Origin of the sequence: Arthrobacter ipis (assembly GCF_014694315.1) — a bacterium.
Lineage (GTDB): Bacteria > Actinomycetota > Actinomycetes > Actinomycetales > Micrococcaceae > Arthrobacter > Arthrobacter ipis.
On sequence record NZ_JAAOXD010000007.1, the window covers coordinates 656375 to 679279 of the forward strand.

Consider the following 22905-nt stretch of genomic DNA (forward strand, 5'->3'; position numbering starts at 1 on the left):
CCATTTGAAAAACGTTCTAGGAGGAACCTGTGGCAAAGGCAAAGTTCGAGCGGACTAAGCCGCACGTTAACATCGGTACCATTGGTCACGTTGACCACGGTAAGACGACGTTGACGGCCGCCATTTCCAAGGTGCTGTACGACAAGTACCCGACTCTCAACGAGAAGCGTGACTTCGCGTCAATCGACTCTGCTCCGGAAGAGCGTCAGCGCGGCATTACCATCAACATCTCCCACGTTGAGTACCAGACCGAGAAGCGCCACTACGCACACGTAGACGCTCCGGGCCACGCTGACTACATCAAGAACATGATCACCGGTGCTGCTCAGATGGACGGCGCGATCCTCGTGGTTGCCGCTACTGACGGCCCGATGGCTCAGACCCGCGAGCACGTTCTGCTCGCCCGCCAGGTTGGTGTTCCCTACCTGCTGGTCGCGCTGAACAAGGCAGACATGGTTGACGACGAGGAACTCCTCGACCTCGTCGAAATGGAAGTTCGTGAGCTCCTGAGCTCGCAGGGCTTCGATGGCGACGAAGCACCGGTTGTCCGCGTTTCCGGCCTGAAGGCTCTGGAAGGCGACCCGGAGTGGGTCAAGTCCGTTGAGGACCTGATGGCTGCTGTCGACGAGTCCGTTCCGGACCCCGTACGTGACCGTGACAAGCCGTTCCTGATGCCGATCGAAGATGTCTTCACCATCACCGGTCGTGGCACCGTCGTGACGGGCCGCGCCGAGCGCGGTACCCTCGCCATCAACTCTGAGGTCGAGATCGTCGGTATCCGCCCGGTCCAGAAGACCACGGTTACCGGTATCGAGATGTTCCACAAGCAGCTCGACGAAGCATGGGCCGGCGAGAACTGTGGCCTCCTGCTCCGCGGTCTGAAGCGCGACGACGTCGAGCGTGGCCAGGTTGTCGTCAAGCCGGGTTCCATCACCCCGCACACCGACTTCGAGGCCAACGTCTACATCCTTTCCAAGGACGAAGGCGGACGTCACAACCCGTTCTACTCGAACTACCGCCCGCAGTTCTACTTCCGTACCACGGACGTAACCGGCGTTATCACCCTGCCGGAAGGCACGGAAATGGTTATGCCTGGCGACAACACTGAGATGACCGTTGCGCTCATCCAGCCGATCGCTATGGAAGAGGGCCTCGGCTTCGCTATCCGTGAAGGCGGCCGCACCGTTGGTTCGGGACGTGTCACCAAGATCAACAAGTAACTCTTGCTGATTGCGGATCGAAGGGCCGGCTAACGGCCTGACGTGATGTTCGAAAACAGCCCCGCTGCTACTCGCAGCGGGGCTGTTTTTGTATCTGCATTTCCCGCCAGTGGGCAGCGGGCCGGCCTGATAGGGTTAGTGCTCGCGAGAGAAAAGGAACATCATGGGTTGGCTTATTTTCCTGCTGGTGGTTGCCGCCGTGGTGGTGGGCGTTGTTTGGGCGAAGAAGCACTTCCGCCACGAGATTGAACGCGCCAAGCGGATCAACCGGGCCAACAAGAACCAGTAGGTCCGCCGCCCGCGGGTGAGGCGGCCTCAGCCTGCGCTCAGGCCGTTCGCGCCCGCGCCCGGGTGAGTGCCTGCAGCCAGTAGAAGGACTTCTTGGGCGTCCTTTTTAGAGTTTGGAAGTCCACGTGCACCAGGCCGAACCGCTGTGAATACCCGGCGGCCCACTCGAAGTTGTCCATGAACGTCCAGATGAAGTAGCCGAGCAGGCGCACATCGTGCGCGATGCCACCGGGCGCAGTTGAGTTCACTGCTTGGTCCAAGTGGCGGGCCAGGTAGTCGATGCGCTTCGAGTCCGCTATGGGACCGGTGACATGCTCGGGCTCTGGAAAGCTTGCGCCGCTCTCGGTGATGTAGACGGGTGGCAAGGCCGCCCCATACCTGTCCTTGAGCTCCCGCAGCAGGATGCCCAGATGGTCCGGTGCCACCGGCCACCCGAAGCCAGTGGTGGGATATTCAGGGAAAGCTGCAAAGTGGAACGGTACCCGCGCCATGGCCCGCGACTTGCCGGCGGGGGTGTTAGTCGGACCCTGCCCCGCGGCCACCCGGACAGGGTAGTAGTAGTTCACCCCGTAGAAGTCGAGCGGCTGGCTGATCAGGCGGAGGTCGTCGTCGGACGTCCGGGACAAAAACTTGAACCAGGGGCGGACGGCAAGCGGCGGGGCGGGGTAGCGCCCCAGGAGGATGGGATCGGCGTACACGCGGTTGAGGACAATGTCGCAGACCTTGGCCACCAGCCTGTCCGCCAGCCGTTGGGTGGCAGGGCGTACGGGGGAGTGCAGGTTGGTAACGCCGATGGTCCCGGCCACGCCGGCGGAGCGCAGCGCCTGGACCGCGAGTCCGTGGCCGAGCAGCTGGTGGTGAACCGAAGGTAGCGCCTTGAACAGCAGGTCGCGGCCGGGCGCATGGACGCCCAGGGCGTAGCCATTCAGCGTGACGGAGACGGGTTCGTTGAGTGTGACCCACTGCGCCACCCGGTCACCGAGCCGCTTTCCGGCGGCTGCCGCATACTCCGCGAAGCGCTCAGCCGTAGCACGGTTCATCCAGCCGCCGCTGCGCTCGAGGGGGAGGGGAGTGTCCCAATGGTAGAGCGTTGCCATCGGGGCGATGCCGGCCGCGAGCAGCAGGTCAACCAGCCGGTCGTAGAAGTCCAGTCCCCGCGGGTTGGCTGCGCCGTGGCCCTCCGGCTGGATCCTGGGCCACGAGATCGAGAAGCGATACGAGTCGATGCCGAGTTCGCGCATGAGGGCAACGTCCTCCGGCAGACGGTTATAGTGGTCACACGCCACAGCCGGCGAATGCCCGTTGAGGATGTTGCCTGGTGCGGCCGCAAAGGCATCCCAGCCTGACGGTCCGCGGCCGTCCGCTGCAAGGGCGCCTTCGATCTGGAAGGCGGCGGCTGCTACGCCCAGCGCAAAGTCCGGGCGCAGGCGTCCGGCGAGGTCCTGCACCGAATCTGCGGTGACTGCGTCACCGCCGCCGTCGGCGTTCTGCACGGCCATTCACCCATCATCCAACCGGAGCTGTCCGGCGGCAACGATCGGGACGGCGGGGATCGAGGCGGCAGGACTGGGCCTTCCGGGCCCGATTCGCTTCCTCGGACAAATTCCGGCATACTAGATGAGTTGTTCAAGCGCTTTTTCGCGTCCCGATCCGGATAATGCCGGGTGTCAGGGTCCAGGTTGAAGCCCAAACATAACCCACCTCCCAAGGAAATGCGGGCTCGTGCGCTTTGCACGGCGCGACACGCCCGACCGCGGGGGCCGGTTACGTCGGCAGGTTGAGGAACCCGGATTCATCCGGATTCAGCTTGTGCGGCGGGTGGTAGTTACGACTTCAAATGCTTCGGCAGCCACATGCAACACGCAAGTAAACAGAGCAGCACTTACTGAAAGAGAGTCAGGCGACATGGCGGGACAAAAAATCCGCATCCGGCTGAAGTCATACGACCACGAGGTCATTGACGTTTCAGCACGGAAGATCGTTGAGACGGTCACGCGCGCAGGCGCAACGGTAGTCGGCCCCGTGCCGCTGCCCACGGAGAAGAACGTGTACTGCGTTATCCGCTCTCCCCACAAGTACAAGGACAGCCGCGAGCACTTTGAAATGCGCACGCACAAGCGTCTGATCGACATTATCGACCCCACGCCCAAGGCTGTTGACTCGCTCATGCGTCTCGACCTGCCGGCCGACGTGAACATCGAAATCAAGCTGTAGGGAGGTGCTGAGAGACTATGACCGCAACCCGTAACGTAAAGGGCCTGCTGGGCACGAAGCTCGGCATGACCCAGGTCTGGGACGAGAACAACAAGCTCATCCCCGTCACTGTTGTCCAGGCTGACTCGAACGTCATCACCCAGCTGCGTAACGCAGAAGTTGATGGCTACGTCGCCGTTCAGATCGGCTACGGCCAGATCGATCCCCGCAAGGTCACCAAGCCGCTGGCTGGTCACTTTGAAAAGGCAGGCGTCACGCCTCGCCGTCACGTCGTCGAACTCCGTACCGCAGATGCTGCTGAGTACGAGCTGGGCCAGGAGCTCTCTGTAGAGGTCTTCGAAGCCGGCCAGAAGATCGACGTCGTAGGCACCACCAAGGGTAAGGGCTTCGCCGGTGTTATGAAGCGTCACGGCTTCCACGGCGTTGGAGCTTCCCACGGTGCCCACAAGAACCACCGTAAGCCCGGTTCTATCGGTGGCGCATCCACCCCGAGCCGCGTCTTCAAGGGCATGAAAATGGCCGGCCGCATGGGCGCCGTTCGTCACACCACGCTGAACCTCACTGTTCACGCGGTTGACGTCGAGAAGTCGCTGCTCCTGATCAAGGGTGCCGTCCCCGGCGCCCGCGGCCAGGTCGTACTCGTACGCACCGCCGTGAAGGGAGCCTAGTTAAATGACTAGCACTGTCAAGGTTGACCTGCCTGCAGAGATCTTCGACGTTCAGACCAACGTGCCGCTGCTGCACCAGGTCGTCGTTGCACAGCTCGCTGCTGCTCGCCAGGGTACCCACAAGACCAAGACCCGCGCCGAAGTTTCCGGTGCAGGCCGCAAGCCGTTCAAGCAGAAGGGTACCGGCCGCGCCCGTCAGGGCTCGATCCGTGCTCCTCACATGACCGGTGGTGGCGTTGTCCACGGTCCCACCCCGCGTGACTACAGCCAGCGCACCCCCAAGAAGATGATTGCTGCTGCACTTCGCGGCGCACTGTCTGACCGCGCCCGTAACGGACGCATCCACGTTATTGCTGATCTTGTTGCCGGCGACAAGCCGTCCTCCAAGGAAGCACTGGCAACGCTGCGCGGCGTCTCCGAGCGCAAGAACCTGCTCGTTGTCATTGAGCGCGCCAACGATGTTGCTGCACTGTCCGTGCGCAACCTCGAGGAAGTTCACGTTCTGTACGCAGATCAGCTGAACACCTACGACGTTCTCGTTTCTGACGACGTAGTCTTCACCAAGGCTGCCTACGAAGCATTCGTTGCTGACAAGGCTGCAAAGAACGAGGAGGATGCCAAGTGAGCGCAGCCACCATCAAAGACCCGCGCGACGTCGTGCTTGCACCCGTCGTCTCGGAAAAGAGCTACGGCCTGATCGACGAGGGCAAGTACACCTTCCTGGTGGACCCCCGCTCGAACAAGACCGAGATCAAGCTGGCCGTGGAGAAGATTTTCTCCGTCAAGGTCGAATCGATCAACACCATCAACCGTGCCGGTAAGCGCAAGCGCACTAAATTCGGATGGGGAACCCGCAAGAACACCAAGCGTGCCATTGTGACCCTCAAAGAAGGCACTATCGACATCTTCGGCGGTCCGCTCGCGTAGCGGAGACCACTTTAACGAGGAAATAAATTATGGGAATCCGTAAATACAAGCCGACTACGCCGGGCCGTCGCGGCTCGAGCGTAGCTGACTTCACCGAAATCACGCGGTCGACGCCGGAAAAGTCGTTGGTACGTCCGCTGCCCAAAAAGGGCGGCCGTAACAACACCGGTAAGATCACCACCCGTCACAAGGGTGGTGGACACAAGCGCCAGTACCGTCTGATCGACTTCCGTCGCCACGACAAGGACGGCGTCAACGCCCGCGTTGCCGAAATCGAGTACGATCCGAACCGCACGGCTCGCATCGCCCTCCTGCACTACGTTGATGGCACCAAGCGTTACATCATCGCCCCGAACAAGCTCTCCCAGGGCGACTTCGTGGAAGCCGGCGCCAACGCTGACATCAAGCCTGGCAACAACCTGCCCCTGCGCAACATCCCCGTGGGTACCGTTATCCACGCGGTTGAGCTGCGCCCGGGCGGCGGTGCCAAGATGGCCCGTTCCGCCGGTGCTTCTGTTCAGCTCGTCGCCAAGGAAGGCCGTTTCGCCCAGCTGCGTCTGCCCTCCGGCGAAATCCGCAACGTTGACGTGCGCTGCCGCGCCACGATCGGCGAGGTCGGCAACGCCGAGCAGTCGAACATCAACTGGGGCAAGGCCGGCCGTATGCGGTGGAAGGGCGTTCGCCCGACCGTCCGTGGTGTCGCCATGAACCCGGTTGACCACCCGCACGGTGGTGGTGAAGGTAAGACCTCCGGTGGTCGTCACCCGGTCAACCCGAACGGTAAGCCTGAAGGCCGTACCCGCCGCCCCAACAAAGAGAGCGACAAGCTTATTGTTCGTCGCCGTCGTACTGGCAAGAACAAGCGATAGGAGCCTGGACACATGCCACGCAGCCTGAAAAAAGGTCCTTTCGTTGACCAGCACCTCTTTGTGAAGGTGGACAGGGAAAACGAAAAGGGCACCAAGAACGTCATTAAGACCTGGTCCCGCCGCTCGATGATCATCCCCGACATGCTCGGGCACACGATCGCCGTGCACGACGGACGCAAGCACATCCCGGTGTTTGTCACCGAGTCGATGGTCGGGCACAAGCTCGGCGAATTCGCTCCTACGCGGACATTCCGCGGCCATGTCAAGGACGACCGTAAGGGCAAGCGCCGCTAGGCGCCTGCACTTACGTCAAAGACGAGAGAAGGAAAGCAATGGAAGCCAAGGCAATTGCGCGCCACATCCGCGTAACGCCTATGAAGGCCCGGCGCGTCGTCAACCTTGTTCGTGGTAAGCAAGCGAACGAGGCTCTGGCAATTCTGAAGTTTGCCCCCCAGGCAGCTTCGGAGCCGGTATTCAAGGTAGTTCAGTCGGCAATCTCCAACGCCCGCGTCCTCGCGGACCGCGATGGTGTTGCGTTCGACGAAGGTGACCTCATCATCAGCGAAGCGTTTGTTGATGAAGGCCCGACCATGAAGCGGTTCCAGCCGCGTGCTCAGGGTCGTGCATTTCAGATCAAGAAGCGCACCAGCCACATCACCGTGGTAGTCGCTACCCCGGAGAAAGAGGAGGCTCGCTAAGTGGGACAGAAAGTAAACCCGCACGGGTTCCGACTCGGCATCACCACCGATCACGTATCGCACTGGTTCGCTGACAGCACCAAGTCCGGCCAGCGGTACAAGGACTTCGTTCGCGAAGACATCCGTATCCGCCAGCTCATGTCCACGGGCATGGAGCGCGCCGGTATCGCCAAGGTCGAGATCGAGCGCACCCGCGACCGTGTCCGCGTGGACATCCACACGGCACGTCCGGGCATCGTCATCGGCCGCCGCGGCGCCGAGGCAGACCGCATCCGCGGCGAGCTCGAAAAGCTCACCGGCAAGCAGGTTCAGCTGAACATCCTCGAGGTCAAGAACCCCGAGATGGAAGCGCAGCTTGTTGCCCAGGGTGTTGCAGAGCAGCTGACTTCCCGCGTGGCATTCCGCCGTGCGATGAAGAAGGCCATGCAGTCCGCACAGCGTGCCGGTGCCAAGGGTATCCGTATCGCTTGCTCGGGCCGTCTGGGTGGCGCAGAAATGTCCCGCTCGGAGTTCTACCGCGAAGGCCGTGTGCCCCTGCACACCCTCCGCGCGAACATCGACTACGGCTTCTACGAAGCCAAGACCACCTTCGGCCGCATCGGCGTGAAGGTCTGGATCTACAAGGGCGACGTCACCTCCAAGGAACTGGCTCAGCAGGCAGCTGCTGCTCCGTCCCGTGGCCGTTCCGGCGACCGTCCGGGCCGCCCGGGTGGCGCTGACCGTGGTGACCGCCGTCGTCGTACCGACCGTCCGGCAGCCGACGCAGCACCTGCTGCTGCAGCTCCGGCAGCCGAGGCAGCAGCTCCGGCACAGGCAGCAGAAGGAGGACAGGCTTAAATGCTTATCCCACGTCGAGTAAAGCACCGTAAGCAGCACCACCCGGGTCGTTCCGGCGCTGCCACGGGCGGTACCAAGGTCTCCTTCGGTGAGTACGGCATCCAGGCCCTGAGCCCGGCATACGTCACGAACCGTCAGATCGAATCTGCCCGTATCGCGATGACCCGCCACATCAAGCGTGGCGGTAAGGTCTGGATCAACATCTACCCGGACCGTCCGCTGACCAAGAAGCCTGCCGAAACCCGCATGGGTTCCGGTAAGGGTTCGCCGGAATGGTGGGTCGCCAACGTCAAGCCGGGCCGGGTTCTCTTTGAACTCTCCGGTGTCAGTGATGAGGTAGCTCGCGAGGCCCTGCGCCTGGCAATCCACAAGCTCCCGTTGAAGGCACGCATTGTGCGTCGCGAAGGTGGTGAATAGAAATGGCAGTTGGGTCAAAGGATCTTGCACCCGCACAGCTGGACGGTTTCGACAACGAGCGTCTCGTTGAAGAACTCCGCAAGTCCAAGGAAGAGCTGTTCAACCTGCGTTTCCAGTCCGCCACCGGACAGCTGGAGAACCACGGTCGTCTGCGCGCGGTAAAGAAGGACATCGCACGCATCTACACCGTTCTCCGTGAGCGCGAGCTGGGCATTCGTGCCGAGGTTGCCGCACCGGTTGTGGAAGCCAAGGAAGAAAAGAAGTCCAAGAAGTCTGCAGCTAAGAAGGCTGAAAAGCCGGCCGAGGCTGAGACCGAGGAGGACGCCAAGTGAGTGAAAAGGACGAGAACGTGACGGAAACTGCTACGGCAGCTACGGCTGAGCAGCGCGGTTACCGTAAGACGCGTCGCGGCTACGTGGTCTCTGACAAGATGGACAAGACCATCGTTGTTCAGGTTGAAGACCGCGTGAAGCACGCCCTGTACGGCAAGGTCATCCGCCGCACCTCCAAGGTCAAGGCACACGACGAGCAGAACACCGCCGGCATCGGCGACCTGGTTGTCATCGCCGAGACCCGCCCGCTGTCCGCCACCAAGAACTGGCGGCTCGTGGAGATCCTCGAGAAGGCTAAGTAACACCTGCAGCATCGCTTCTGGCGGCTGTAACGGAAACCCCCGTTCCCTTTGGGAGCGGGGGTTTCCTGTTAAACGCGGGATGTCCGACGACGGCGGGCCGGGTATGTGGGGGAGTGGCCCGGTCCCTGCCGGTTGTGATATGGGGATGCCCAAGAATTGTGCTAGGATATTGAGTTTGTATGGCGCCTGTTGTGCGCCGACAGCAAACCTCGTAAACAATCGTGCCACGGCATAGTGTTCCCCTGCGCCTCGACGGGCTGGGAAGCAACTGTTTGTGGCACGGGCGTTTAGGCCTGGTCTGGCAAAATCCAGTCAGGTCAAGAGACACCCCGATCAACCGTTCCGCAAGGCTCATTCCGTAGGAAGATTTTCGGTCTGAGAACCGGCGCGACGCAAGGAGTAAATAGTGATTCAGCAGGAGTCGCGACTCAAGGTCGCCGACAACACGGGTGCTAAGGAAATCCTTACCATTCGCGTTCTCGGTGGATCTGGCCGTCGCTACGCAGGCATTGGCGACGTAATCGTCGCAACCGTCAAGGATGCAATCCCGGGCGGAAACGTAAAGAAGGGCGACGTCGTCAAGGCTGTCATCGTCCGTACCAAGAAGGAACGCCGCCGTGCGGATGGTTCCTACATCAAGTTTGACGAGAACGCAGCCGTCATCCTGAAGAACGACGGTGACCCCCGCGGTACCCGTATCTTCGGACCGGTTGGTCGTGAACTCCGTGACAAGAAGTTCATGAAGATCGTTTCTCTGGCTCCGGAGGTGCTCTAGTCCATGGCTAAGATCAAGAAGGGTGACCTGGTTCAGGTCATCACTGGCGCCAAGGCTGAGCGCGGCGGCGACCGTGGCAAGCAGGGCAAGGTTCTGCGCGTGTTCCCGGAAACCAACCGCGTGCTGGTTGAGGGTATCAACCGCGTAACCAAGCACACCAAGGTCGGACAGTCGCAGCGCGGCACCAAGACCGGCGGCATCGAGGTTGTCGAGGCTTCCATCCACGTTTCCAACGTGGCTCTGGTTGACCCGTCCACCAAGAAGCCGACCCGCGTTGGTTTCCGCCTCGACACCGTAGAGAAGGACGGCGTCAAGAAGACCGTCCGCATCCGCGTGGCCAAGAGCTCCGGGAAGGACATCTAATGACTGAGACTCTCGAGACTCCGGCAACGAAGATCGTTCCTCGTCTGAAGACCAAGTACGCCGATTCCATCAAGAGCGCGCTTCTTGAGGAATTCAAGTACGAGAACGTGAACCAGGTTCCCCGTCTGGTCAAGGTTGTAGTGAACATGGGTGTTGGAGATGCCGCCAAGGACTCCAAGCTGATCGACGGCGCTGTCCGCGACCTCACCCTGATCACCGGCCAGAAGCCGCAGGTCACCAAGGCCCGCAAGTCGATCGCCCAGTTCAAGCTGCGCGAAGGCATGCCCATTGGTGCACACGCAACCCTGCGTGGCGACCGCATGTGGGAATTCGTGGACCGTCTGGTCACGCTGGCCCTGCCGCGTATCCGCGACTTCCGCGGCCTCAGCGGCAAGCAGTTTGATGGCAACGGCAACTACACCTTCGGTCTGACCGAGCAGGTTATGTTCCACGAGATCGACCAGGACTCCATCGACCGCACCCGCGGTATGGACATCACGGTTGTGACCACCGCCAAGACCGACGACGAAGGCCGCGCGCTGCTCAAGGCGCTTGGTTTCCCGTTCAAAACCGAAGCTTAATTAACTACGTAAAAGGTCCGGCCGAGCCCCTGTCTGAATTTATTCGGGAAAAAGGGCACGGCGGAAACCGTTACGAGGAAGGGCAAGTGCCCAAATGACAATGACAGATCCTGTCGCAGATATGCTTACGCGCCTGCGTAACGCAAACTCGGCATACCACGATTCCGTGTCTATGCCTTACAGCAAGCTCAAGGCTCGCGTTGCTGACATCCTGAAGGCCGAAGGTTTCATCGCCGGCTGGAAGGAAGAGGACGCAGAAGTCGGCAAGAAGCTGACCCTTGATCTCAAGTTCGGCCCCAACCGCGAGCGTTCAATCGCGGGTGTCCGTCGCATCTCCAAGCCGGGTCTCCGCGTTTACGCGAAGTCCACCAACCTGCCGCACGTGCTGGGTGGCCTGGGTATCGCAATTCTGTCCACCTCTTCCGGCCTCCTGACTGACAAGCAGGCCGGCAAGAAGGGCGTGGGCGGCGAAGTCCTCGCTTACGTCTGGTAACGGGAAAGGAAGAGAATAATGTCACGTATTGGACGTCTCCCCATCACCGTTCCTGCCGGCGTTGAGGTCAAGGTTGACGGCTCTGTCGTCAACGTCAAGGGTTCCAAGGGCGAGCTGAGCCACACTGTGGCCAGCCCGATCGAGGTTGCGCTGGAAGACAGCACCCTGACCGTAACCCGCCCGAACGACGAGCGCGCCTCCCGTTCGCTCCACGGCCTGACCCGCACCCTGATCTCCAACATGATCCAGGGCGTCACCGCAGGCTACGAGAAGAAGCTTGAAATCGTCGGTACCGGTTACCGCGTTCAGGCCAAGGGATCTGACCTTGAGTTCGCTCTCGGCTACAGCCACCCGGTCAGCGTTACCGCTCCGGCCGGCATCACCTTTGCAGTAGAGGGGCCGACCAAGCTCTCTGTCTCAGGCATCAACAAGCAGCAGGTCGGCGAGGTTGCTGCCAACATTCGCAAGCTGCGCAAGCCTGACCCGTACAAGGGCAAGGGCATCCGCTACGCGGGCGAAGTCATCCGCCGCAAGGTCGGAAAGGCTGGTAAGTAACCATGGCCATCGCCATTAACAAGAAGCGTACGAACAAGAGCAAGTCTGCTTCGCGCAGCCGCCGCCAGCTTCGTATCCGCAAGCGCATCTCCGGAACGGCTGTACGTCCTCGCCTGGTCGTCAACCGCTCCGCACGCCACGTATTTGTCCAGGTTGTCGACGACACCATTGGTCAGACCGTAGCAAGCGCGTCCACTCTGGAAGCTGACCTTCGTGCATTCGACGGTGACAAGACCGCCAAGGCCAAGCGCGTTGGCGAGCTCGTAGCCGAGCGTGCCAAGGCTGCCGGCGTCGAAGCTGTTGTTTTCGACCGTGGTGGTAACAAGTACCACGGCCGGATCGCCGCCGTCGCTGACGGTGCACGCGAAGGTGGGCTGTCACTGTGACCGAAGCAAACAAGGAAAAGGACACTGTGTCTGCAGAAGAAAAGGCCCCCGAAGCCGCAGCTGCTGAGACCACTGCCCCCGCTGCCGAGGACCGCCGTGGTGGCGCCCGTCGCGGCGAGCGTGGCGACCGTGGCCAGGGCCGCGGCGACCGCGGTGGCCGTGGCGGCCGCGATGGCGGACGTGAAGCCGAGAAGAACCAGTTCGTAGAGCGCGTTGTCACCATCAACCGCGTTTCCAAGGTCGTCAAGGGTGGTCGTCGCTTCAGCTTCACCGCGCTCGTCGTCGTTGGTGACGGCAACGGTATGGTCGGCGTCGGCTACGGCAAGGCCAAGGAAGTTCCCGCTGCTATCGCCAAGGGCGTTGAAGAGGCCAAGAAGTCCTTCTTCCGCGTTCCCCGCGTTGGCAGCACCATCCCTCACCGCGTTCAGGGTGAAGCCGCCGCTGGTGTCGTAATGCTGCGTCCGGCTTCCGCCGGTACCGGTGTTATCGCCGGTGGTCCGGTCCGTGCAGTACTGGAGTGCGTGGGCATCCACGACATCCTCTCCAAGTCGCTCGGTTCCTCCAACGCCATCAACATCGTTCACGCGACCGTTGATGCCCTGAAGCGGCTCGAAGAGCCGGCAGCCGTGGCAGCACGCCGCGGCCTGCCCCTCGACGAGATCGCTCCGCCGGCACTGGTGAAGGCTCTGATGAACCAGAAGGCAGGTGTCTAAGTTATGGCTAAGAACCTGACTCCCTCCGACGCCAAGTTGGAGATCACCCAGATTAAGGGCGTCATTGGCGCCAAGCAGAACCAGCGCGACACCCTTCGGTCACTCGGCCTCAAGCGGATCGGACACACCGTTGTCCGCACCGCTGACGCCGTGACCGTTGGAATGCTCAACACGGTTCCGCACCTCGTGAATGTTGAGGAGGCGAAGTAATGGCCGAGAAGAACACCGCTGAGACCGCCGCTGCTGAGAAGCAGAGCGCTCTGAAGGTTCACCACCTGCGTCCCGCCCCGGGTTCCAAGACCGCCAAGACCCGTGTTGGTCGTGGTGAAGGTTCCAAGGGTAAGACCGCCGGTCGCGGTACCAAGGGTACGAAGGCCCGCTACCAGATCAAGGCTGGCTTTGCCGGCGGCCAGCTGCCGCTGCACATGCGCCTGCCGAAGCTGCGCGGCTTCAAGAACCCGTTCCGGGTTGAGTTCCAGGTAGTAAACCTGGACAAGCTCAACGAGCTGTTCCCGGAAGGTGGCGCTGTCACCGTGGAGAACCTGGTCGAAAAGGGTGCCGTTCGTAAGAACCAGCCCGTCAAGGTGCTTGGCACCGGCGACATCACCGTCAAGGTTGACGTCACCGTCCACGCATTCTCGGCCAGCGCCGCAGAAAAGATCGCTGCAGCCGGCGGCAGCACCACCGCGCTCTAAGGGATTTCTTCCCGGAGCCGGTGGGCAATAGCCCGCTGCGCAAACTCCCGGCACGGGGGCCGAGGCCCCCGTGCCGGGAGTTTTTTCATACCTATTGGGTCTTCCGGATTGTTCGGATGCCGCAAACACCGGTTAGACTCGGTTGTTGGGTTTATAGACCTGCATCACGAGACTTATTAACAACTGAGGAGGACGCTTGCTAAGCGCATTCGGCCGGGCGTTTCGGACGCCTGATCTGCGACGCAAGTTGTTGTTCACGCTGGGAATCATCACAATCTTCCGCTTGGGAGCCTTTATCCCCTCGCCCGGTGTGAGCTACCAGAATGTCCAGCAATGCTTGTCGAACGGGCAGACCCAGGGCGGGATCTACCAGCTCGTCAATCTTTTCAGCGGCGGTGCCTTGCTGCAGGTCTCCATCTTCGCCTTGGGCATCATGCCGTACATCACGGCGAGCATCATTGTGCAGCTGCTGCGCGTGGTCATCCCGCGGTTCCAGCAGCTGTACGAAGAGGGCGCCTCCGGGCAGTCCAAGCTGACGCAGTACACGCGGTACCTGACGATCGCCCTTGGCCTGCTGAACGCCACGACGCTGGTGTCGCTGGCACGGTCCGGCCAGTTGCTGCCCGGCTGCAACCTGCCGATCATCCCGGACCAGAGCGTCATCACCACGATCCTCATCGTCATCACGCTGACGGCCGGCACCGGCCTCATCATGTGGATGGGTGAGCTCGTGACCGAGAAGGGCGTCGGCAACGGCATGTCGCTGCTGATCTTCACGGCCATCGCTGCCGGCTTCCCCACTTCGCTGGGCGCCATCTGGTCCGCGCAGGGTCCGGGCACGTTCTTCATTGTCATCATCATCGGTCTGCTGACGGTTGCCCTGGTGGTCTTCGTGGAGCAGTCCCAGCGCCGCATCCCCGTGCAGTACGCCAAGCGGATGATCGGCCGCCGCACAGTGGGCGGCACCAGCACCTACATTCCCATCAAGGTGAACATGGCCGGCGTCATTCCCGTCATCTTCGCTTCCTCGATGCTCTACCTGCCGGCCTTGATCTCACAGTTCAACCAGCCGAAGGCGGGGGAGTCCATCCAGCCGTGGGTTGAGTGGATCAACAACAACCTGACCCGCGGTGACCACCCCATCTACATGGTGATGTACTTCGCCATGATCGTTTTCTTTACCTACTTCTACGTGGCGATCACCTTCAACCCTGAAGAGGTCTCCGACAACATGAAGAAATACGGCGGCTTCATTCCGGGTATCCGTGCCGGCAAGCCGACCGCGGACTACCTGCAGTACGTCCTGTCGCGGATCACGCTGCCCGGCGCCTTCTATCTTGGCTTCGTGGCACTGATCCCGCTGGTGGCGCTCGTGCTGATCAACGCGAACCAGAACTTCCCGTTCGGTGGCACCTCGATCCTGATCATGGTGGGCGTTGGCTTGGAAACCGTCAAGCAAATTGACGCGCAGCTACAGCAGCGTCACTACGAAGGGCTATTGCGATGACCAGAATGTTGATTATCGGACCACCGGGTTCGGGCAAGGGCACGCAGGCGGAACGCATCTCAGACCGCCTCGGCGTCGTTGCGATCTCCACCGGCGACATCTTCCGCGCCAACGTCAAGGGCGAGACGCCGCTCGGCGTGGAGGCCAAGAAGTACATGGACGCGGGCGACTTCGTGCCGGACAGCGTGACCAACAAGATGGTCCGCGACCGTCTCAGTGAAGCTGACGTCGAGGACGGCTTCCTGTTGGACGGCTACCCGCGCACCACTGCCCAGGTTGATTACCTGGACCAGATCCTGGCCGACGGCGACCAGAAGCTGGACGTCGTCCTGCAGCTCACCGCCGATGACGAGGAACTCGTTGCCCGCCTGCTGGGCCGCGCGAAGGAAACCGGACGCAGTGACGACAACGAAGCCGTCATCCGCCACCGCCTGGACCTTTATCACGAGCAGACCGAAGCTGTTGTGGCCAAGTACGCCGAACGCGGCATTCTGACCCAGGTTGACGGCATCGGCCAGATCGACGAGGTCACCGACCGCGTCATGCAGGCCATCAAGGAAGCTCAGGCCGCCTGAAATTAGTTCCAACGCTGCGAGGCTCCTCCCGGACCATGGGGAGGGGCCTCCGGCTTTTAGCCCCGTGCTTCTTGGTCCCGCATCCTGCGGCCGGAAAGGCGAGGCACATCGAGAGGAAACACCGCTGATGGCATTCGGCCAGCCACGGATTGAATACAAGACCAACGCCCAGATGCGCACCATGCACGAGGCCGGGCTCGTCCTAAGCCGCGCCCTCGACGCCGCCGTGGCCGCGGCTGTCCCCGGGGTCACCACCAAGCAGCTCGACGAGGTTTTCGCTGCCGTGCTGCTCGAGGCGGGTGCCAAGTCCAACTTCCTGGGCTACCACGGGTTCCCCGCCACCATCTGCACTTCCGTCAACGAGGAAGTGGTCCACGGCATCCCGGGCGACAAGGTCCTGCAGGACGGGGACATCATTTCCATCGACGGTGGCGCGATCGTCAACGGCTGGCACTCCGACTCGGCGCGGACTGTGATCGTGGGAACGCCTGACCCGGAGGACCAGCGCCTCTCCGACGTCACCGAGACCGCCATGTGGCACGGCATCGCGGCCCTGGCCAAGGGCAAGTTCGTGGGGGACATCGGTGCAGCAGTGGACGATTACGTCTCCTCGGTGCCGGGCAAGCCCCTGGGCATCCTCGAGGACTACGTGGGCCACGGCATCGGCTCCGAGATGCACATGGCACCCGACGTTCTGAACTACCGCACCAGCCACCGCGGTCCAAAGATCCGCCCGGGCCTGTGCCTGGCGATCGAACCGATGCTGGTGCGCGGCGGCATTGAGACGGCAGTGCTGGAGGATGACTGGACCGTCGTCACCACCGACGGCAAGCGTTCGTGCCAGTGGGAGCATTCCGTGGCCGTCCATGAGAAGGGCATATGGGTGCTGTCCTCGCCCGACGGGGGCGCGGCCAGGCTCGCGCCCCTTGGTGTGGTGCCGGTCCCGATCCCCTGAGGACGCGCATTTAGCTGGGCGACTCGCAAAATCCCTGCCGCTACCGGAATTCCGGTGTCGCCAGGGATTTTGTACGTCACGGGCAGTTGTCTGCGTCGCCATGTCAGCTTCCGGGGCAGAATGGGAGCCATGGGAGTGAGCAGTGGTGCTGGTCCGCAGGGAAAGATCACCGATGTGCCGGGCATGCGGGTGGGGCACCAGCAGAAGTCCGACGGCGGGTGGCTGAGCGGGATGACCGTGGTGCTGCCCCCTGCGGGGACAGTGGGTTCGGTGGACGTCCGCGGGGGAGGACCCGGCACCCATGAGACCGATGCGCTGGACCCCACCACACTGGTGCGGACTGTGGACGCCGTGGTGCTCACCGGCGGCAGTGCCTACGGCTTGGTTACCGCACACGGCGTCCAGCGATGGTGCGAGCAGCAGGGCCGAGGCTTCGCCGTGGCCGGAGGGGTGGTTCCCATTGTTCCGGCAGCCGCCATCTTCGATCTCGGCCGCGGCGGCGATTTCAGCGCCCGCCCGTATGAGGCCATGGGCTACGCGGCGGCGGCGGCTGCCGGTGCACAAACGGAAGGGCACGACGTCGAACGGGGCAACGTGGGTGCCGGCACCGGAGCAGTCATCGGACGGGGGAAATACAAAGGGGGAGTCGGCACCGCGTCGGTCTTCCTGGAGAACGGTGTCGTGGTCGGAGCTCTGGCGGTGGTGAACGCGCTGGGCCAGCCGGGGGTTGAGCCTGTCGAAACCAAGGCCGGTGATTTCGACGGGCTCAATCAGCGGGACGACAAGCTCAATCAGCGGGATGCTCCGCCAGCCCTGAACACCACGCTCGTCGTCGTCGCCACGAACGCAGTGCTCGATGTGGCCGAGTGCAAGCGGACCGCCTCTGCTGCCCACGCGGGGCTGGCGCGGGCGCTGAATCCGAGCCACACCCTGGCAGACGGGGACACCGTGTTCTGCCTCGCCACCGGTGGCCAGGAGCTGGACAGGAGTACGGAAGCCGCCCGGCAGATAAGTCTCATAACCCTCCAGAGTGCGGCAGCCGACGTCGTGCGTTTGGCCATCCTTGACGGAATCAGCAGTGCCCAGGCGGTAACAACTCCGGCGGGTGAATTTGGTGCATACCCGGGCGATCTGCGCTAACATGGCTGGATTTAACTTTCCGGGCCTAATGCCGTAGAGTTGCATGTTGGTTGTCTGCCCTGCCACGCCCATTTGCGGCCGGAGGGCGACAGTCAATCAAATCAAAAACGTCCGCAGTCATGCCCGGCGCCAGCCGGAGGTCTGTGGCAAACAACAGTTAGCGGAGGATATGGCCAAGAAGGACGGGGTCATTGAGATCGAAGGCGTAGTGACTGAGGCGCTGCCCAACGCGATGTTTCGTGTTGAGCTCACCAACAAGCACGTCGTCCTCGCACACATCTCTGGGAAGATGCGCCAGCACTACATCAGGATTCTTCCTGAGGACCGCGTAGTGGTGGAGCTGAGCCCTTATGACCTGACACGTGGTCGTATCGTCTACCGCTACAAGTAAACGTTGGGCGGCCAAGGCAATTGCCAAGGCCGCTCCATCGGCCCAACTGCTATCACGCAAAGGAACGCCATGAAGGTCAAGCCGAGCGTCAAGCAGATCTGCGAAAAGTGCAAAGTGATCCGCCGTAACGGCCGGGTCATGGTGATCTGCGAGAACCCGCGCCACAAGCAGCGCCAGGGCTAATTCCCGTCAGGGAATCCCTGGGTTGCTAACCCACGCAAGTAAATAAAGGCAGCACAAGCTGAACTGGGACATATGGGCCCGGACAGCTAACCCCCGGTCGGAGGCTGGGGCCGCACTGAAAGTGCGGGTGTACTGCCTACGACCTCCGGTTTATTCAAGGAGTACGCCACTATGGCTCGTCTCGCTGGCGTAGACATTCCCCGCGAAAAGCGGCTGGAAATTGCGCTTACTTACATCTACGGCGTGGGCAAGACCCGTGCACACGAAACCCTGGCTGCCACCGGCATCAGCGCTGACGTTCGGGTCAAGGACCTGACGGATGCGCAGCTGGTAGAGCTGCGTGACTACATTGAAGGCAACTACAAGGTTGAGGGTGACCTTCGCCGCGAAGTAGCAGCAGATATCCGCCGCAAGGTTGAAATCGGCAGCTACGAAGGCCTGCGTCACCGCAAGGGCCTGCCCGTACGCGGTCAGCGTACGAAGACCAACGCTCGTACCCGCAAGGGCCCGAAGCGTACCGTCGCCGGCAAGAAGAAGGCCCGCTAAACCGCACTTGCCTAACGGCAAATGTGGGACCAGCAAGGCCTTCCCCCAAATAACTTTCTGTAGGAGAAGAAATGCCCCCGAAGACTCGTGGCGCGGTTCGCAAGCCGCGTAAGAAGGACAAGAAGAATATCGCGCTTGGCCAGGCGCACATCAAGAGCACGTTCAACAACACCATCGTGTCCATCACGGACCCGTCCGGTGCTGTGATTTCCTGGGCTTCCGCCGGTGAAGTTGGATTCAAGGGCTCGCGTAAGTCCACCCCGTTCGCTGCGCAGATGGCTGCCGAAGCCGCCGCCAAGCGTGCACAGGAGCACGGGCTGAAGAAGGTTGACGTGTTCGTCAAGGGACCGGGTTCCGGACGCGAAACCGCCATCCGTTCGCTGCAGGCTGCCGGCCTCGAGGTTGGCTCCATTCAGGACGTCACCCCCGCCGCGCACAACGGCTGCCGTCCGCCGAAGCGCCGCCGCGTCTAAGTATTTTCCGCAGCCGGAGCTTGCCCGGACCCGTTTCGGGTCCGGGCAAGCCCGCCGCGTTAAGTCCTCAGACCGATTTTCCACCACCTGTGTTGCGTCATATAGCGGATGCTCGCCGAAAGGAAACCTAAGTGCTCATTGCACAGCGCCCCACCCTCTCCGAAGAGGTCGTCTCCGAAAACCGCTCCCGGTTCATCATTGAACCGCTGGAGCCGGGCTTCGGTTACACCCTCGGAAACTCCCTCCGCCGTACCCTGCTCTCCTCCATCCCCGGTGCCGCTGTAACCAGCCTCCGGATCGATGGCGTGCTGCACGAGTTCACGACGGTTCCGGGTGTCAAGGAAGATGTCACCGAGATCATCCTCAACATCAAGAACCTGTCTGTGTCCTCCGAGCACGACGAGCCGGTTGTTGCTTACCTGCGCAAGCAGGGCCCCGGAGTCGTCACCGCCGCGGACATCGCTCCGCCGGCCGGCGTCGAGTTCCACAACCCGGATCTGCACATTGCCACGCTGAACTCGAAGGGCAAGTTCGAGCTCGAACTGACCATCGAGCGCGGCCGCGGCTACGTTTCGGCAGCTCAGAACAAGTCCGGCGACGCAGAGATCGGCCGTATTCCGGTTGACTCCATCTACTCGCCGGTGCTGAAGGTTACTTTCCGCGTGGAAGCCACCCGTGTTGAGCAGCGCACCGACTTCGACAAGCTCATTGTCGACGTCGAGACCAAGCAGGCCATCGCCCCGCGCGATGCCGTTGCTTCCGCTGGCACCACCCTGGTGGAACTGTTCGGTCTGGCCCGCGAGCTGAACACCGCAGCTGAGGGTATCGAGATTGGCCCGTCGCCGACGGATGCTGCCCTGGCAGCAGACATGGCTCTGCCGATCGAGGATCTGGACCTCACCGTCCGTTCCTACAACTGCCTCAAGCGTGAGGGCATCCACACCGTGGGTGAACTCGTTGCCCGCTCCGAGGCTGACCTGATGGACATCCGCAACTTTGGTGCGAAGTCCATCGATGAGGTCAAGGCAAAGCTGGTTGAACTGGGTCTGTCCCTGAAGGACTCCCCTCCCGGTTTCGACCTGGCAGCCCGCGCCGCAGCCATCGAAGAGGACGACGCCGCGTTCAGCGACGACGAGCTCTAACAAGCAGATCTTGGCCGAGGGGCTGGCCCGCACCGCGTAGTGCGCAGCCTCCCGGCTTCCATATGAGGAGAAACAATTATGCCTACCCCCACTAAGGGTCCGCGCCTCGGAGGCGGCCCGGCTCACGAGCGTCTCATGCTCGCGAACCTGGCAGCAGCACTGTTCGAGCACAAGCGGATCACCACCACGGTCACCAAGGCCAAGCGCCTGAAGCCGTACGCAGAGCGCCTGGTCACCTTCGCCAAGCGCGGCGACCTCGCATCCCGCCGCCGCGTTCTCGGCCTGATCAGCAACAAGGGCGTCGTCCACGAGCTGTTCACCGACATTGCGCAGGCTGTGGAGAACCGCGATGGCGGCTACACCCGCATCACCAAGATCGGCAACCGCAAGGGCGACAACGCTCCCATGGCTGTCATCGAACTGGTTCTCGAGCCGGTTTCCGCCAAGCAGGCTGTTGTAGCCGAGGCCACCGCCGCTGCCAAGCGCGATGCAGACAAGGCTGCTCCGGCTGCTGAGGAAGCTCCCGAGGCAGAGGTCGTTGAGACCGAAGCTGCAACCGAAGAGGCTCCGGCCGCTGAGGAAGCTCCGGCTGAAGAAGCTGCTGCTGAAGAGGCTCCTGCCGAGGAAGCTGCCGCTGACGAGGCCGCAGCCGACGAGGCCAAGGACGCGAAGTAATTCGCTAAATCCTTCGCATAGACTTGAGTCTATGACCCACCAGGAACCCGCTGCCCCCGTTTTGGGGGGCGGCGGGTTTTTGCGTATCCGGCTGGATCTGGCGTACGACGGCGGCCCGTTCAGCGGGTGGGCAGTGCAGCCGGGACGGCGTACCGTCCAGGGAGTTCTGGAAGAGGCGCTGGAGCTGCTGCTGCGCCGCCCCATACGTGTCACGGTTGCGGGACGCACCGACGCCGGCGTGCACGCCCGCGGCCAGGTGGTCCACTTCGACCTCGCCGAAGCCGAGTGGCTGGGACTGAACCGTGGTGCGGCCGTCGATCCCGCCGTCGCCCTCCTGCGCCGCCTGCGGGGCACGCTCAGCCGCGGGCTGGGGGACCAGACCGGCGCCATCATGGTGCATCACGCCGCCGTTGCCCCTGAAGGGTTCGACGCCCGTTTCTCCGCCCTGTGGCGCCGTTACAGCTACCGCATCGCGGACGGCCCCGAGAAGTGGGATCCGCTCAGCCGGTTCGACACGCTCTGGCACAAGACGCCGCTGGACCTGGACCTGCTGAACGAGGGCTCGGCGCAGCTGCTGGGCCTGCACAACTTCCTGTCCTTCTGCAAGCCGCGGGAGGGTTCCACCACCGTCCGGGAACTGCAGCGCTTTGAGTTTGCCCGCGGGCAGGACGGCGTCATCGTCGTCACGGTCCAGGCCGACGCCTTCTGCCACAACATGGTGCGAGCTTTGGTGGGCTCGGCCTTGTACGTGGGGGAGGGGCAGGAACGTCCGGAGTGGCTACACGAGCGCCTGCTGGCAAGGAAGCGCGACGCCCGTTCCGTCCTCGCCGCACCGCACCCCCTGGTGTTCGAGGAAGTGGCCTACCCCTCTGACGGCGAACTGCTGGCCCGGGCAGAGCTCACACGGGCGGTGCGCCAGTAATACCCTGCACCGGTTTTCGCACCGCGGCTAGTAGGCTGAGACGCAGTCTTAAATCATGCGGTCCTTACAGGGGGTAAGGGATGAATGACCGTCGGGTCGTTGTCGTTATCGATCGGGACGAGGAAGTCCGGTCCCTTTTGCGGACCACGCTCGGAGAGGCCGGTTTCGTAGTGCACTGCGCTGCCACCGGCGAAGCCGGGCTTGCGCTGGTGCGCGCCAAGCAGCCGGACACCGTCACGCTGGATCTGGTGCTTCCGGACATCGGCGGCTATGAGGTGCTGCGGCGCATCCGCGAATTCAGCCACACCTACATCCTGATCATCACCGCGCGAAGTGGCCTTGGAGCGACCTTGGAGGGCTTCGATGCCGGGGCTGACGATTACATGGTCAAACCCATCCGGCCGCGGGAGCTGCGGGCCCGTGTTGACGGCATGCTGCGCCGGCCCCGGCAGCTGACCGTGCCACCGATCGTGACGCCGCGGCAAGCGCCGCTGATTTCACCGCGGCTGCGTGCCTCGGCCAAGGCGAAGAGCGTGCCGGCACGCGCTCCGGCCCACGGCCTTCCAGCCGCCCAAGGCCTTCCGGCAGCTCAGGGCCTTGCCGCAGCGCAGGGCACGCCAGCCGCCCAGGGCCTTGCAGCAGCGCAGGGCCTTGAAGCTGCCGATGCCTTTGAGCACAACGGGCTGGAGATCAACAACGCAACGCGGGCCGCAACGCTCGGGGGCCGTGTCCTGCAGCTGACCCGTACCGAGTTCGACCTCCTGTATATCTTGCTGCAGCGCGGAAGCGGCGTGGTCAGCAAGGCGGAACTCGCGGGGCTTTTGGGTGTCGCGAAGCGGGAAGCAGGCACCATGGGCGGCGGCAATGCCGGTGCGCGGGACCCCGGCCGGATTGTTGAAACCCACGTCGGCAACCTGCGCCGGAAGCTGGGGGACGACGCGAGGCAGCCCCGCTGGCTGAAGACCGTCCGCGGGTCCGGCTACACCCTGGCATAGCTGCCGGCGTCGGGGTGTGTCCGCAGGTCAGGGCGCGGCGGCGTCCGCGCCGTTGGGGACGCTCAAAA

Annotated in this window: 35 protein-coding genes; 34 read left to right on the plus strand and 1 reads right to left on the minus strand. The window is 62.6% G+C overall.

The annotated features are described in order from the left end of the window. Window positions 1-29 precede the first annotated feature (29 nt). On the plus strand, window positions 30-1220 hold the full coding sequence (gene tuf / locus G9E11_RS17950; RefSeq protein ID WP_102973690.1) for an elongation factor Tu: 1191 nt from the start codon (window positions 30-32) through the stop codon (window positions 1218-1220). A gap of 163 nt (window positions 1221-1383) precedes the next feature. Next, window positions 1384-1509: a hypothetical protein gene (locus G9E11_RS21410; RefSeq protein WP_262982871.1), complete on the plus strand. Its 126-nt coding sequence runs from the start codon at window positions 1384-1386 to the stop codon at window positions 1507-1509. Between the two features lie 37 nt (window positions 1510-1546). Here G9E11_RS21410 and G9E11_RS17955 read toward each other — a convergent pair whose 3' ends face one another. Beyond that, window positions 1547-3007 (minus strand): GH1 family beta-glucosidase, encoded by a 1461-nt coding sequence (locus G9E11_RS17955; protein ID WP_190608208.1) that lies wholly within the window; start codon window positions 3005-3007, stop codon window positions 1547-1549. Between the two features lie 406 nt (window positions 3008-3413). Here G9E11_RS17955 and rpsJ point away from each other — a divergent pair, with 406 nt between their 5' ends. The 32 genes from rpsJ to G9E11_RS18115 all read left to right on the plus strand — a co-directional run bounded on the left by rpsJ (window position 3414) and on the right by G9E11_RS18115 (window position 22837). Beyond that, the gene (gene rpsJ / locus G9E11_RS17960) at window positions 3414-3722 is read left to right on the plus strand and encodes a 30S ribosomal protein S10 (protein WP_003803825.1); all 309 of its coding nucleotides are present in this window, start codon (window positions 3414-3416) and stop codon (window positions 3720-3722) included. Window positions 3723-3739: 17 nt separating this feature from the next. After that, the gene (rplC, locus tag G9E11_RS17965) at window positions 3740-4390 is read left to right on the plus strand and encodes a 50S ribosomal protein L3 (protein ID WP_102973689.1); all 651 of its coding nucleotides are present in this window, start codon (window positions 3740-3742) and stop codon (window positions 4388-4390) included. Window positions 4391-4394: 4 nt separating this feature from the next. Next, window positions 4395-5015 carry a 50S ribosomal protein L4 gene (gene rplD / locus G9E11_RS17970; protein WP_056626641.1) on the plus strand — a complete coding sequence of 207 codons (621 nt, stop codon included), beginning with the start codon at window positions 4395-4397 and terminating at the stop codon, window positions 5013-5015. Continuing rightward, the gene (rplW, locus tag G9E11_RS17975; RefSeq protein ID WP_011692807.1) at window positions 5012-5317 is read left to right on the plus strand and encodes a 50S ribosomal protein L23; all 306 of its coding nucleotides are present in this window, start codon (window positions 5012-5014) and stop codon (window positions 5315-5317) included. Before rplD ends, rplW begins: the two co-directional genes overlap by 4 nt. A gap of 29 nt (window positions 5318-5346) precedes the next feature. Beyond that, on the plus strand, window positions 5347-6186 hold the full coding sequence (gene rplB / locus G9E11_RS17980; protein WP_003803804.1) for a 50S ribosomal protein L2: 840 nt from the start codon (window positions 5347-5349) through the stop codon (window positions 6184-6186). Between the two features lie 12 nt (window positions 6187-6198). Then, window positions 6199-6480: a 30S ribosomal protein S19 gene (gene rpsS / locus G9E11_RS17985; protein WP_011692805.1), complete on the plus strand. Its 282-nt coding sequence runs from the start codon at window positions 6199-6201 to the stop codon at window positions 6478-6480. A 38-nt stretch (window positions 6481-6518) separates the two neighbouring features. Then, window positions 6519-6884, plus strand: a complete 366-nt coding sequence (gene rplV, locus G9E11_RS17990) for a 50S ribosomal protein L22 (RefSeq protein ID WP_003803798.1) — start codon at window positions 6519-6521, stop codon at window positions 6882-6884. After that, on the plus strand, window positions 6885-7721 hold the full coding sequence (gene rpsC, locus G9E11_RS17995) for a 30S ribosomal protein S3 (RefSeq protein WP_111905195.1): 837 nt from the start codon (window positions 6885-6887) through the stop codon (window positions 7719-7721). It abuts the gene before it with no gap. Next, on the plus strand, window positions 7722-8138 hold the full coding sequence (gene rplP, locus G9E11_RS18000; RefSeq protein ID WP_102973688.1) for a 50S ribosomal protein L16: 417 nt from the start codon (window positions 7722-7724) through the stop codon (window positions 8136-8138). A 2-nt stretch (window positions 8139-8140) separates the two neighbouring features. Continuing rightward, window positions 8141-8470 carry a 50S ribosomal protein L29 gene (rpmC, locus tag G9E11_RS21415; protein ID WP_003803792.1) on the plus strand — a complete coding sequence of 110 codons (330 nt, stop codon included), beginning with the start codon at window positions 8141-8143 and terminating at the stop codon, window positions 8468-8470. Then, on the plus strand, window positions 8467-8772 hold the full coding sequence (gene rpsQ / locus G9E11_RS18010) for a 30S ribosomal protein S17 (RefSeq protein ID WP_076801234.1): 306 nt from the start codon (window positions 8467-8469) through the stop codon (window positions 8770-8772). Before rpmC ends, rpsQ begins: the two co-directional genes overlap by 4 nt. Window positions 8773-9178: 406 nt before the next feature. Beyond that, on the plus strand, window positions 9179-9547 hold the full coding sequence (gene rplN / locus G9E11_RS18015) for a 50S ribosomal protein L14 (RefSeq protein ID WP_003803789.1): 369 nt from the start codon (window positions 9179-9181) through the stop codon (window positions 9545-9547). Window positions 9548-9550: 3 nt separating this feature from the next. Beyond that, window positions 9551-9910, plus strand: a complete 360-nt coding sequence (gene rplX / locus G9E11_RS18020) for a 50S ribosomal protein L24 (RefSeq protein ID WP_102973687.1) — start codon at window positions 9551-9553, stop codon at window positions 9908-9910. After that, entirely contained in the window at window positions 9910-10491 is a 582-nt protein-coding gene (rplE, locus tag G9E11_RS18025) for a 50S ribosomal protein L5 (protein ID WP_003803769.1), read from the plus strand. Before rplX ends, rplE begins: the two co-directional genes overlap by 1 nt. Window positions 10492-10585: 94 nt before the next feature. Next, window positions 10586-10984 carry a 30S ribosomal protein S8 gene (gene rpsH, locus G9E11_RS18030; RefSeq protein ID WP_015937843.1) on the plus strand — a complete coding sequence of 133 codons (399 nt, stop codon included), beginning with the start codon at window positions 10586-10588 and terminating at the stop codon, window positions 10982-10984. 18 nt (window positions 10985-11002) lie between these two features. Further along, on the plus strand, window positions 11003-11539 hold the full coding sequence (gene rplF, locus G9E11_RS18035; protein ID WP_111905196.1) for a 50S ribosomal protein L6: 537 nt from the start codon (window positions 11003-11005) through the stop codon (window positions 11537-11539). Window positions 11540-11541: 2 nt separating this feature from the next. Then, window positions 11542-11925 carry a 50S ribosomal protein L18 gene (gene rplR, locus G9E11_RS18040; protein WP_003803763.1) on the plus strand — a complete coding sequence of 128 codons (384 nt, stop codon included), beginning with the start codon at window positions 11542-11544 and terminating at the stop codon, window positions 11923-11925. After that, window positions 11922-12638 carry a 30S ribosomal protein S5 gene (gene rpsE / locus G9E11_RS18045; protein WP_190608211.1) on the plus strand — a complete coding sequence of 239 codons (717 nt, stop codon included), beginning with the start codon at window positions 11922-11924 and terminating at the stop codon, window positions 12636-12638. The genes rplR and rpsE overlap by 4 nt, the downstream gene beginning before the upstream one ends. 3 nt (window positions 12639-12641) lie before the next feature. Beyond that, window positions 12642-12848, plus strand: coding sequence for a 50S ribosomal protein L30 (rpmD, locus tag G9E11_RS18050; protein WP_003803757.1), 207 nt, complete (start codon window positions 12642-12644; stop codon window positions 12846-12848). Then, window positions 12848-13333, plus strand: a complete 486-nt coding sequence (rplO, locus tag G9E11_RS18055; RefSeq protein ID WP_102973683.1) for a 50S ribosomal protein L15 — start codon at window positions 12848-12850, stop codon at window positions 13331-13333. Before rpmD ends, rplO begins: the two co-directional genes overlap by 1 nt. 196 nt (window positions 13334-13529) lie before the next feature. Then, window positions 13530-14840, plus strand: a complete 1311-nt coding sequence (secY, locus tag G9E11_RS18060) for a preprotein translocase subunit SecY (RefSeq protein WP_190608213.1) — start codon at window positions 13530-13532, stop codon at window positions 14838-14840. A 5-nt stretch (window positions 14841-14845) separates the two neighbouring features. Then, entirely contained in the window at window positions 14846-15415 is a 570-nt protein-coding gene (locus tag G9E11_RS18065) for an adenylate kinase (RefSeq protein WP_190608442.1), read from the plus strand. Between the two features lie 127 nt (window positions 15416-15542). Continuing rightward, window positions 15543-16370, plus strand: a complete 828-nt coding sequence (map, locus tag G9E11_RS18070; RefSeq protein ID WP_190608215.1) for a type I methionyl aminopeptidase — start codon at window positions 15543-15545, stop codon at window positions 16368-16370. Window positions 16371-16499: 129 nt separating this feature from the next. Further along, window positions 16500-17510 carry a P1 family peptidase gene (locus G9E11_RS18075; RefSeq protein ID WP_190608217.1) on the plus strand — a complete coding sequence of 337 codons (1011 nt, stop codon included), beginning with the start codon at window positions 16500-16502 and terminating at the stop codon, window positions 17508-17510. Between the two features lie 169 nt (window positions 17511-17679). Further along, a complete protein-coding gene (infA, locus tag G9E11_RS18080; protein ID WP_011775571.1) occupies window positions 17680-17901 on the plus strand; it encodes a translation initiation factor IF-1 in 222 nt (73 codons plus the stop codon). A 69-nt stretch (window positions 17902-17970) separates the two neighbouring features. After that, window positions 17971-18084 carry a 50S ribosomal protein L36 gene (gene rpmJ, locus G9E11_RS18085; protein ID WP_009358722.1) on the plus strand — a complete coding sequence of 38 codons (114 nt, stop codon included), beginning with the start codon at window positions 17971-17973 and terminating at the stop codon, window positions 18082-18084. 171 nt (window positions 18085-18255) lie between these two features. Next, window positions 18256-18630 carry a 30S ribosomal protein S13 gene (rpsM, locus tag G9E11_RS18090; RefSeq protein WP_003803743.1) on the plus strand — a complete coding sequence of 125 codons (375 nt, stop codon included), beginning with the start codon at window positions 18256-18258 and terminating at the stop codon, window positions 18628-18630. 71 nt (window positions 18631-18701) lie between these two features. Further along, window positions 18702-19103, plus strand: coding sequence for a 30S ribosomal protein S11 (rpsK, locus tag G9E11_RS18095; RefSeq protein ID WP_102973678.1), 402 nt, complete (start codon window positions 18702-18704; stop codon window positions 19101-19103). Between the two features lie 131 nt (window positions 19104-19234). Then, window positions 19235-20245, plus strand: a complete 1011-nt coding sequence (locus G9E11_RS18100) for a DNA-directed RNA polymerase subunit alpha (RefSeq protein WP_190608220.1) — start codon at window positions 19235-19237, stop codon at window positions 20243-20245. A 78-nt stretch (window positions 20246-20323) separates the two neighbouring features. Beyond that, window positions 20324-20920: a 50S ribosomal protein L17 gene (gene rplQ, locus G9E11_RS18105; RefSeq protein WP_190608223.1), complete on the plus strand. Its 597-nt coding sequence runs from the start codon at window positions 20324-20326 to the stop codon at window positions 20918-20920. Window positions 20921-20951: 31 nt separating this feature from the next. Then, window positions 20952-21842 (plus strand): tRNA pseudouridine(38-40) synthase TruA, encoded by an 891-nt coding sequence (truA, locus tag G9E11_RS18110; protein WP_190608225.1) that lies wholly within the window; start codon window positions 20952-20954, stop codon window positions 21840-21842. Window positions 21843-21922: 80 nt separating this feature from the next. After that, on the plus strand, window positions 21923-22837 hold the full coding sequence (locus tag G9E11_RS18115) for a response regulator transcription factor (RefSeq protein WP_190608227.1): 915 nt from the start codon (window positions 21923-21925) through the stop codon (window positions 22835-22837). Window positions 22838-22905: the final 68 nt, after the last annotated feature.

Excerpts from the sequence above, each read along its gene's own strand:
- rplB (WP_003803804.1), top strand. The coding sequence starts at position 5,347 with ATGGGAATCCGTAAATACAAGCCGACTACGCCGGGCCGTCGCGGCTCG.
- rplE (WP_003803769.1), top strand. The coding sequence starts at position 9,910 with ATGACTGAGACTCTCGAGACTCCGGCAACGAAGATCGTTCCTCGTCTG.
- rpsS (WP_011692805.1), top strand. The coding sequence starts at position 6,199 with ATGCCACGCAGCCTGAAAAAAGGTCCTTTCGTTGACCAGCACCTCTTT.
- rplD (WP_056626641.1), top strand. The coding sequence starts at position 4,395 with ATGACTAGCACTGTCAAGGTTGACCTGCCTGCAGAGATCTTCGACGTT.
- G9E11_RS18115 (WP_190608227.1), top strand. The coding sequence starts at position 21,923 with ATGAATGACCGTCGGGTCGTTGTCGTTATCGATCGGGACGAGGAAGTC.
- rpsK (WP_102973678.1), top strand. The coding sequence starts at position 18,702 with ATGCCCCCGAAGACTCGTGGCGCGGTTCGCAAGCCGCGTAAGAAGGAC.
- rplP (WP_102973688.1), top strand. The coding sequence starts at position 7,722 with ATGCTTATCCCACGTCGAGTAAAGCACCGTAAGCAGCACCACCCGGGT.
- rpmC (WP_003803792.1), top strand. The coding sequence starts at position 8,141 with ATGGCAGTTGGGTCAAAGGATCTTGCACCCGCACAGCTGGACGGTTTC.
- rpsJ (WP_003803825.1), top strand. The coding sequence starts at position 3,414 with ATGGCGGGACAAAAAATCCGCATCCGGCTGAAGTCATACGACCACGAG.
- G9E11_RS21410 (WP_262982871.1), top strand. The coding sequence starts at position 1,384 with ATGGGTTGGCTTATTTTCCTGCTGGTGGTTGCCGCCGTGGTGGTGGGC.
- rplQ (WP_190608223.1), top strand. The coding sequence starts at position 20,324 with ATGCCTACCCCCACTAAGGGTCCGCGCCTCGGAGGCGGCCCGGCTCAC.
- rplX (WP_102973687.1), top strand. The coding sequence starts at position 9,551 with ATGGCTAAGATCAAGAAGGGTGACCTGGTTCAGGTCATCACTGGCGCC.
- rplR (WP_003803763.1), top strand. The coding sequence starts at position 11,542 with ATGGCCATCGCCATTAACAAGAAGCGTACGAACAAGAGCAAGTCTGCT.
- truA (WP_190608225.1), top strand. The coding sequence starts at position 20,952 with ATGACCCACCAGGAACCCGCTGCCCCCGTTTTGGGGGGCGGCGGGTTT.
- G9E11_RS18065 (WP_190608442.1), top strand. The coding sequence starts at position 14,846 with ATGTTGATTATCGGACCACCGGGTTCGGGCAAGGGCACGCAGGCGGAA.
- rpmJ (WP_009358722.1), top strand. The coding sequence starts at position 17,971 with ATGAAGGTCAAGCCGAGCGTCAAGCAGATCTGCGAAAAGTGCAAAGTG.
- infA (WP_011775571.1), top strand. The coding sequence starts at position 17,680 with ATGGCCAAGAAGGACGGGGTCATTGAGATCGAAGGCGTAGTGACTGAG.
- rplO (WP_102973683.1), top strand. The coding sequence starts at position 12,848 with ATGGCCGAGAAGAACACCGCTGAGACCGCCGCTGCTGAGAAGCAGAGC.
- rplF (WP_111905196.1), top strand. The coding sequence starts at position 11,003 with ATGTCACGTATTGGACGTCTCCCCATCACCGTTCCTGCCGGCGTTGAG.
- rplC (WP_102973689.1), top strand. The coding sequence starts at position 3,740 with ATGACCGCAACCCGTAACGTAAAGGGCCTGCTGGGCACGAAGCTCGGC.
- rpmD (WP_003803757.1), top strand. The coding sequence starts at position 12,642 with ATGGCTAAGAACCTGACTCCCTCCGACGCCAAGTTGGAGATCACCCAG.
- G9E11_RS17955 (WP_190608208.1), bottom strand. The coding sequence starts at position 3,007 with ATGGCCGTGCAGAACGCCGACGGCGGCGGTGACGCAGTCACCGCAGAT.
- rpsM (WP_003803743.1), top strand. The coding sequence starts at position 18,256 with ATGGCTCGTCTCGCTGGCGTAGACATTCCCCGCGAAAAGCGGCTGGAA.
- map (WP_190608215.1), top strand. The coding sequence starts at position 15,543 with ATGGCATTCGGCCAGCCACGGATTGAATACAAGACCAACGCCCAGATG.
- rplV (WP_003803798.1), top strand. The coding sequence starts at position 6,519 with ATGGAAGCCAAGGCAATTGCGCGCCACATCCGCGTAACGCCTATGAAG.
- G9E11_RS18075 (WP_190608217.1), top strand. The coding sequence starts at position 16,500 with ATGGGAGTGAGCAGTGGTGCTGGTCCGCAGGGAAAGATCACCGATGTG.
- rpsH (WP_015937843.1), top strand. The coding sequence starts at position 10,586 with ATGACAATGACAGATCCTGTCGCAGATATGCTTACGCGCCTGCGTAAC.